The sequence below is a fragment of the Chthoniobacterales bacterium genome (assembly GCA_018883245.1).
Taxonomy (GTDB): Bacteria; Verrucomicrobiota; Verrucomicrobiia; order Chthoniobacterales; family JACTMZ01; genus JACTMZ01.
This window is the reverse complement of sequence record VEQL01000066.1, coordinates 1-8,821: the sequence shown is the minus strand read 5'-3', so window position 1 is coordinate 8,821 and position 8,821 is coordinate 1. Positions and strand designations below refer to the sequence as shown.

Here is an 8,821-nt window from a genome sequence, read left to right as displayed (position 1 = left end):
AATCATCGGCACTGCCAGCCACAGGTATTTGCGCGGTTTCATTTGGAAGGATTCGGACCGAAGTTCGGTTGATGAGTTTCGGACTTACAAGCCTTCGATTCCAATTCTTAACAAGAGGTGCACGTTGGCGGCGCACTTTTTTGGCCATCTTTTGAGTGAAGGCCGGCTTGATCCCAGCCCGCACGGAGCAAGGCGAGGCTAATCGGATTATCTTGCAGGAGGCAGATCACTCGACCACCACGCGGTAGAAACGGGCGGGTCCAGTCACACCGAAATTGGTGAAGGCGCCCGATGTCTGGCCTGTCACGGCGTCAACCCAATACCCGGAAGTCAGACTGTCGCGGTATTGCACCTTGTAGGAGCGCCCCGGTGCGGTGTTCCAAGTGACCGTAGCTTTGTTCACGGCGATGGCAACGGACGCAGCAAGACGCGAGTTGCCGTCGAGGGCATCGGTTCCTGCAACTTGTTCGGCATCGTTGCGCATGCCGTCGCCGTCTTCGTCACCAGCGGGTGCGAGGATACGGATGGACTGCGTTGAGATGCTCGAGGCAGCTTTGCTTTCGCTGGCGTCGGGGTTGACCGCCCTGACACTGAGACTTACCTGGTCACCGACATTGACGCCAGCGAGCGAAAAATTGGTCGTGGAGACAAGCGAGGCGGGGCGTGCGACGCCGTTGACCGTGGCAATAACCTCGTAAGCTGGAACAACGCCCGCTGCATCAGGCGCAGCGGCGGTCCAGCTGAAGTTGACCGAATTACCCACGGCAAAAGCCGCGGTATTGGGCCCCTGCAGAGAAGAGACTGCTCCCGACGGGGCCGTCACGTCGTAAACTTTGAGGAACTGCGCTTCGTAGGGCGCGGTTGCCCAAGTTTGGTTCAATACAGGCACAGGGTTGAGCGAGACGTAGATTCCGTTGCTGATGATCTGCGAACGCGTAAAGCCGGTCCCCCAGAGCCATTGGTCGCGGCGGCTGCTGAGTTCATTGTTGAGGCCAGTATAGGCAGCGATGTTCTTGGCATTGTAAACACGGCCGTCCTGCAAGCCGAGAGTGTCAGCCAACCCGGAAGTCACCCCGAACGTGTTGGCTTGGGCGTTGCTCCTGTCGATGCTGGTGAAAGCGAGAACGACGTCCTGCCGTGCGAGCGGGGCGTTCGCCGAGGTATATTTGGCCACCGCAAAAATGTCCGGGTCGGGATCGACACTGTTGCGGGGATTGAGAAACCAGCGGTTGGAGCTGCGCAGGGCCGGACTGAACCCTCGCGCTTGGCCGATGGCGCCATAGACAGGCTTGAGGAACTGGACACCATACGCGTTGGCGTCATACGCGTTCCACTGCGGCTGCATGGAATTCCATTTTTTGAAGTGGGGAATATCCTTGCCCATATTGTTCTCATACCAATCGAAGCCTCCTTGGGGCACGGAATCCTGCACTTTCCGGCCGGTGCCGATTTCTTGGCCATACATGATCATGGGTGCGCCGTCGGTGGTCGAAACTGTCGCGTAACGGATGAGGGCCGCCCAAGGGTCGCTGTAGGGAAGTTCGTCGTGCGATGTGTTGTTGAGCAGGACGAGGCTTTGACCGTAGGCGCTGCGGCGCCCTTCCATGATCGCGCGGTAGCCGGAGGACGTGGTCGCGCTTTGCAGCGGAAAAACGATGTTCTCGTTGAGCACGGCGAAATGCCGGCTGGAGCGGTATGTCACCTGCTCACCGTCGAGACTCTCGGTCATGAAGACGAAGTTCCACTTCACCTCGTGCGTGCGGTTGATGATGTATTCCATGGCCTGAGGCGGAAGGCCTTGACCGAAATCTTTGCGCAAACCGTCGATTCCGGCGGCGTCCAGCGAGTCGCGGGATGCCCCATCCAACGCGGTAGAATTGTATCCGCGGTGGCCGGACTGGACGATCCAGTAGGGCAAGACCTCGCCGAAGTAGCGCCACACACCCCGCGTTTCGGCAGACATGCCGGAAAAATCCATCCAGTCGCCTTCGTTGCGCGTGACGGCCTTGCTCGTTTCGGCACTGGGATTGCCGGTGACGAGCGTCGCGTAGTTGCCGAAGAAGACATCCCGGACATCGGTCCATTTGCCGAAGTCGTTGCGATCGGGCGCCGTGGCAATACGGCTTGAGGACTTTGCCGGCGCGCTGTAAGCGGCCGGACCTTCACCGCCGTCGGTCGAGAAGAATCCCTGGACGCGGTCTCTGATTTTGTCCCCGGGTTGCCAATTACCCGGATTGCCCGAACCGCCGAAAATCTCCACACCTTTCTGCCCGAGAACCACATCCGGAGCAGTGTGGTTGAACGGGAAATCCAGCATCAGTTGGATTCCGCCTTGATCCGCCGCGTCCGCGAAATTGCGAAAAGCAGCCATGGCCGCAGCATAGTTGGTGGAATTAGCCACGGGATCGGGCAAGCCCCCGTTGTAGTTCCGCGTGTAGAGCGGATTGATCTCCCAGAAGTTGCGGATCGAATAAGGACTGCCCGGGTCGTAGGCGGACTGCGTGGCCGGATCAGTTTGCCGTCCTTGCTGACCCTGCGGATGGAACGGTTGAAACCAGATCCAGTTGACCCCGAGACTCTGCAGCCAGTTGATGTTCACCCGCTTGGACGGATCGTGCAGGTCCTCGAATGTTCCCCGGCCAACGAAGCTTGCCTCGGTGGCATTGGCATTGGCCACATGGAGTTCGTAGACGCGCATGTCCCGGGCGATTTTGGGCGCCACAACAACGGCATGGTCGCGGATCCCCGAGCTGCCGAGCCAGATCCACGGGTCGCTGGCGCTTGCCCGGTAGCGGGCGGTGACGCGGTAAGCACCGGTCTTGTTGACGGGCAGATCGAGTTCGTAGGTGCCGTCGCCGTTGGTGTCGGTCATCGCGTAGGCGCGGAAATACGCGTCGGTATCCTCAGCGGTTATAGTATTCCCATCCGGTGGAAGGATGCCGTCCTCGATTCCATCTCCATTGTAGTCGTCGTTGGCCCGGTCGCGGTTATTGAGGTTGGTGAAAACCTCGACCTGGGCAAGGAAGCCAGGATTGACGCTGATTTGGAGCGGAGGAAATGAAGCGTCGTTGTTCTCGTCGATGTAATAGTTGGATTTGGAGTAGTCACCGCCGGAGCCGTTGACCGTGAAGACAGGACGCGGAGGTGCGACGGTGAAGGAATACGGATTAGCCTTGGCCAAGGTCTCGTTAGCTGAGACCGCGTTGCCACCATAGACGACCGTGCGCGTCCGGTTGTCGAAGTCCGCGATAAAATAATACTCGACCGTGTGACCGACCGTGGCCGGTATGGTGATTGAAGCTTTCCAGAATTGATTGGGACTTGTGCCTGAACCGGTGTTGGCATGGAAACCAATACCCACCGATTGCCACCCGCCGCCGTTAATACGATAGACTAAGAGGCCCCCTGTTTGGTTGGCCCCATCGCCCTTCCAGACACCTTGGTAGAAGGTCACACTCTGGGCGGCACCAGGCGTAGTCGGATCCCGCATGGTCGAGGGAATTCCGTCCTGAGTGGATGCGGGAATGTGCCAGATATTCGCCTGCTGCGCGGCAACCGTCAGGGGCATCACAACAACCACCATCGCAGCCAGAAGCGCCATGAGGGGCCATGACTCGCGGGGGCGGTAAATTGCAGTATTTTTAGTGTCCATGGCGGGGGACATTCTTAATCAAGCGCTCAGTCTGAGTGTTTTCAAGTGGTAACATTCTGACAAAAACGGGGATAAAGATGTTCACCGAAAAAGTGGAAATGAAACAAAAAAACGGAGAAAGCCCATTCGGCCCGTCAGTTGAGGCGGTGGATGCCCATACTCTTTTGGAAGCACCGCCGGTCCACTGCCCCAGCCGGATTTTTCTGCAACGGCAAGAGCGGTCCTGACGCAGGGGCACTTTCCTACACAGCTGGAATGCTTTTAACGGTTTGATTTACCGAGCAAGGAATTTCCCCGGATTGAGCAGATCGTGGGGATCCAACGCACGTTTGACGCGGTGGTGCAATGCGTCTGCGCCGGCATCGACCGCCTGGTTCCACCAGCGTTTCTTGGCCAAGCCGACCCCGTGCTCGCCGGTGATCGCCCCCCCCATGGTCAATACACCGCGGAAGAGGGCATCGAGCGCGCGATCCATGCGGTCCTTTACCGCCGGATCATCCGGATTTTCCACCATGAGATTCACGTGGATATTTCCGTCACCCGCATGGCCGAAGCAGGCCACGGGCACATCATAGTCGCGCCCCAACTGTGCGCCGAATTCGAATAGCTCCACCAATTTGCCGCGCGGAACGACGATATCCTCGTTGAGTTTGCGCAATCCGGTCGCCTTGAGCGCCTCGGAAAATCCGCGCCGCAAGTCCCACAAACGCGCACATCCGTCCTCCGTTGTCGCCGTATCGACCACCAGCGCGCCTGCGTCGCGCAGGAGAGATGCCAACGCTTGGCTCTCCGCCGCCACGCTTTGGTCCTGTCCGTCGATCTCGACGAGAAGGTGCGCGTCGCCGGGAGGAATCACACCCTCCGCCGCCGCATGCGCACGCGCAGCCTCCAGCGTGAAACGGTCGGCCACTTCCAAAGCACAGGGAAGGTATCCATGGGACAGCACACTCTGCACCGCCGCGGCTGCTTTAGAGACATCGGCAAAACTGGCGGACAGAACCGCGCGCGCCGGCGGCAGCGGAAGCAGACGGAGCGTGGCCTCGGTCACGATGCCGAGCATCCCTTCCGATCCGGTGAAAAGTCCGACCAGATCGAAGCCCGTTTTGTTTTTGTGCGTGCGCCCACCGACACGCGCGATCGTGCCGTCGGCGAGCACCACTTCCAACCCGAGCACATAATTGCGCGTCACCCCGTATTTCAAACACCGCGGACCACCTGCATTCGTCGCGATGTTCCCGCCGATGCTGCAATCTTTGAGGCTGGCCGGGTCGGGCGGATAAAAAAGCCCCTTGTTCCGCGCCGCTTCCTGCAAATGCCCGGTGATCACGCCCGGCTCGACCACCGCGACGAAATCCTCCGCGCTCACCTCCCTGATGCGGTTCATCCGCTCCATGGACAGCGCGATGCCTCCGCGCACGGGAACGCATCCTCCCACGTAGCCATAACCCGCCCCGCGCGTCGTCACGGGAACTTTTTCCCGCGACGCGATCTTCATCACGCCGGCAACTGACGCCGTCGAGCGCGCAAAAACCACCACGTCGGGCAATGTGCGGGCGAACCATTTGTCGCCCGCAGCCGCCTCGCGGGCTGCATCATCCATGCGCACGCCGTCGATCCCGGCGACCCGGCGCAGCTCGTCGATGATCTGCGCGTCCATCCGCGCCTACATACCCATGATCTCGTAGCCGCCGTCCACGTAGAGCACCTGACCGGTGATCGAGGCCGCGCCATCGCTGGCGAGAAACACGCCTGTCGCGCCAAGTTCGGAGGTTTCGCAGCTGCGCTTGAGCGGAGCATGCTCCTCGTAATGCTTCATCATGGATGATAATCCGGCGATCCCGCGCGCCGCCAGCGTCTGCACGGGTCCGGCGCTAATGCAATTCACGCGGATCTTTTTGGCGCCGAGATCGTAGGCCAGATAACGCGTCGAGGACTCCAGCGCCGCTTTGGCCACGCCCATCACGTTGTAGTGCGGCACGACTTTCACGCTGCCGAGATAGCTCATGGCGACGATGCTGCCGCCATCGGTCATCATCGGCGCCGCCGCGCGCGAAAGCGCGACGAGCGAATAAGCGCTGATATCCATCGCGGTGGAAAAAGCCGAACGCGATGTGGAAACAAAGTCGCCTTCGAGCGCTTCTTTCGGCGCAAACGCCACAGAATGGAGCAGAAGATCCAGCTTGCTCGTGTGGCCCTTCACCTTGTCGAAAAACGCCGCGATTTCTTCGTCCTTCGAAACATCGCACGGATAAACGGGGACATCCGCGCCGAATTCCGAGACAAGCTCCTCCACGTTCTCCTTCACCCGCTCGCCCTGGTAATTGAAGATGAGGTTCGCCCCCGCTTCTTTCCATGCCTTGGCGATGGCCCACGCAATGCTGCGTTTGTTGGCCACGCCGAAAACGACGCCCGTTTTGCCCGACAGAATTCCTTGGCTCATAAGGCGCAAATCATCGCCAATCCCGCGGCTTCAGGTCAAACCCGGACCGCACGAGCCCGACGCCGTGCTCAGTTGTCCGCTTTGACCAAGCGCCGAGCCGTGAACGGCGGCATGACGAAAGGTTCGGCTGCTTTCTTCACCTGCATGACAAGGGCCGGACCCTCCATGCGGAAAAGGCATCGCGGACGCGGTGACGAAGGCACGCTTTCTTCCGCGAAATCCCCGATCATCGGGTCGAAGCGGGAAAAGCTGCGGCACTGCAGACCGACCATTTCCTCATCGACGATGTAAGTGCCGGACATGCGCAATCCGCTCCCGCTCCCGCCCCCGCCCGGCGGCCGCCATGTCGCCTGCCACGTGCCATCCAACGCAAACTCATACAGCACTTCCGGCGCGTCGGGATCACGGTAAGACCCGGCAAGGCCGTCTGCCGACAGCGGCTCGAGCATTTCGGAGGATGTTCCGCCGCTCTGCCCTGCGACCACCATCTCCGCGGAAGGCGCCTCGGCAGCAGGCACCTCAGCAGCAGGCGGCGCGGCGGAATCCGCGGGCTTCGCAGCATCGGCACCAGGATGCGGCTTGCAGCCTGCACCGAACGCGCAAAGCGACACCGCGACAAAAGCTATTTTCCACATCGGCATAAACCACAACTTTTCCCTACCCCGCCCCCGCCCCCGCCAGCCCAATCCATTGCTCTTGCTCTCGCCGCGCGCATGCGGCATGAGTTCAGAGATCTTCAAACGTCCCCGTAGTTCAACGGATAGAACGAGGGTTTCTATCTGCCTCTTTGACAGGTGATGCTCTACAGAGTAAACAGACCACTGGAGCCCGCTTGACACATCCTGATATTGGCTTACTTTTGTGATTACCAGTGGCCAGCATCACCAAACATCCGAAGAGCAAATACTATTCCGCACGCTTCACCGACGCCCTCGGAAGACGTGTTTGCCGCAGCACCAAACAGACGCACCACAAGAAGGCGCAGGCGGTCGCCGATGCTTGGGAAAAGGCCGCGCTACAGGCCCGGCTTCACGAACTCACCCAAGCCGCCAGCACGAAGGTGCTCGGCGAATTGATGGAGCAAACGATGGGCGAGAGTCTCAATCGTCAGACCATTGCCGACACGCTCAGCGGATATGTCGAAGCCGCCCGAACAACGCTGCGGTCGCCGGCTACGGTCAAGCGATACGAGCCGGTGGTCACGAGTTTTCTCGCCGCCCTCGGCGCCGGGAGAATGTCGGCAAGCGTGGCAAGCCTGACCGCCGCAGAGATCGAGGTCTGGCACCGCAGCGAGATCGAGAAAGGAAAGAGCGCATCAACTGCCGACTACGGGCTCAAAGTCATTTCCGCGGCACTTGCCCGGGCTAAACGTTTGGGCCTGCTGCTGCACAATCCGGCCGAGGCCGTCCGGACTTTCGGGCATGCCAGCGAGTCGAGGCAGCCCTTCACCAATGCTGAGGTGGCGGGCCTGCTGAATGTCGCGTCTAAGGAATGGCGGGGCATGATTCTCTTGGCCGCTTGGGCCGGCCTGCGTCTGGCCGATGCTGCCGGCCTCACCTGGGCAAACGTGGACCTCGGGCAAAAGACCCTCACCTTCCGGCCGAGCAAGACCAGGCACAAAGACGGACAACCTCTCGTTGTGTCCATGTGCTCGGAGTTGGTCACGGCACTCGAGACTCTCCCTCAGGGGATCGGCGCTGCTCCCCTCTTCCCGAGCCTCCACGGCCGCAAGCCGGGATCGCACGGCGGACTCTCGAACGAATTTGCCCGCTTGATGAAGGCGGCCGGCATCGACCGCGAAAAGGGTCTGGAGAAGAAGGGCAAAGGCCGACAGACCCGGGCAAAAAGTTTCCACTCCCTGCGGCACACCATGATCTCGCGGATGGCCAACGCGGACGTGAATGCCGACGTGCGCAAGGCCATAGCCGGCCACTCGACGGATTCCGCGCACCGACGATACACCCACCTTTCGTTGGAGGCTCAACGCCAGGCGATCGAAAAACTTCCGTCGTTCACTGCCGGTCAACCTGCTTGAGGCAATACTATGACACACAAAACCTCCCCCACACGCTCCGAGGCCACGGCCCGGCTCAATTTGATGGTCCCGCGGGATGTTTGCGCACGGGTCATCCGACACCAAAACCAAACACACCAACCACCCATGAAACTACTACCACCCTACACGTTCACCTCGATGGCCGCCGCGGCGCCGCACTTTGTTCTCGGCTACGCTTTGCTTGCCTGGAGTCGCTTGGTCCGGGGTGCCCTGCGCATTGAGGAGCCACAGAGTTAGGCACACGCCTGAAGAGGAACCGATATGACCATTGAAGACGCCAGCAAGGAATCCGGCTTTTCGATCTATTCGCTCAGACTGGAATGCCGCCGTGGCTCATTCGAGGCCGATCAACCCCGAGGCCGGCGGGGGGGCTGGCAGATTGATGAAGATTCGTTTCGGTGCTGGCTCTTGCGCCGGAAGCTACGCACGGGCAACGCTCCGGCTCGGGCCAAGGCTCGCCGGCGCCTCATGGAGATGGGGATTCGGCCATGAAGCGCCGGCCGGCCAGTAAGCCCGGCAAGAAGACCAAACGGTCCGGCCGCGAAATTCTTGTTGGTAAAAACAGGCCCAAGCCTCGAGCGGGCCGGCGGGAACAGGCGGGCAGCCACCACCCGCTGTCTATGGAAGCCCAGGGGTTCAAGCTCTGCGCCCACTGGCCCGGGCTGTTCAGCCT

At 60.5% G+C, this 8,821-nt stretch carries 5 protein-coding genes; 1 reads left to right on the top strand and 4 read right to left on the bottom strand.

Going from position 1 to position 8,821, the window contains the following annotated elements; genetic code table 11:
* Positions 1-226: 226 nt before the first annotated feature.
* The 4 genes from FGM15_13250 to FGM15_13235 all read right to left on the bottom strand — a co-directional run bounded on the left by FGM15_13250 (position 227) and on the right by FGM15_13235 (position 6,733).
* Complete coding sequence (locus FGM15_13250) at positions 227-3,652, bottom strand: hypothetical protein (GenBank protein ID MBU3666824.1); 3,426 nt, start codon at positions 3,650-3,652, stop codon at positions 227-229.
* Between the two features lie 274 nt (positions 3,653-3,926).
* A complete protein-coding gene (locus tag FGM15_13245; GenBank protein ID MBU3666823.1) occupies positions 3,927-5,309 on the bottom strand; it encodes an FAD-binding protein in 1,383 nt (460 codons plus the stop codon).
* A 6-nt stretch (positions 5,310-5,315) separates the two neighbouring features.
* Positions 5,316-6,092: an enoyl-ACP reductase gene (locus FGM15_13240; GenBank protein MBU3666822.1), complete on the bottom strand. Its 777-nt coding sequence runs from the start codon at positions 6,090-6,092 to the stop codon at positions 5,316-5,318.
* A gap of 68 nt (positions 6,093-6,160) precedes the next feature.
* Positions 6,161-6,733 carry a hypothetical protein gene (locus tag FGM15_13235; GenBank protein MBU3666821.1) on the bottom strand — a complete coding sequence of 191 codons (573 nt, stop codon included), beginning with the start codon at positions 6,731-6,733 and terminating at the stop codon, positions 6,161-6,163.
* A gap of 230 nt (positions 6,734-6,963) precedes the next feature.
* On the opposite strand from FGM15_13235, the gene FGM15_13230 reads away from it, so the two are divergent.
* On the top strand, positions 6,964-8,127 hold the full coding sequence (locus tag FGM15_13230) for a site-specific integrase (protein MBU3666820.1): 1,164 nt from the start codon (positions 6,964-6,966) through the stop codon (positions 8,125-8,127).
* Positions 8,128-8,821: the final 694 nt, after the last annotated feature.

Bases quoted from the DNA above. Each gene is read 5' to 3' on its own strand.
- FGM15_13235 (MBU3666821.1), bottom strand. From the start codon at position 6,733: ATGCCGATGTGGAAAATAGCTTTTGTCGCGGTGTCGCTTTGCGCGTTC.
- FGM15_13250 (MBU3666824.1), bottom strand. From the start codon at position 3,652: ATGGACACTAAAAATACTGCAATTTACCGCCCCCGCGAGTCATGGCCC.
- FGM15_13245 (MBU3666823.1), bottom strand. From the start codon at position 5,309: ATGGACGCGCAGATCATCGACGAGCTGCGCCGGGTCGCCGGGATCGAC.
- FGM15_13240 (MBU3666822.1), bottom strand. From the start codon at position 6,092: ATGAGCCAAGGAATTCTGTCGGGCAAAACGGGCGTCGTTTTCGGCGTG.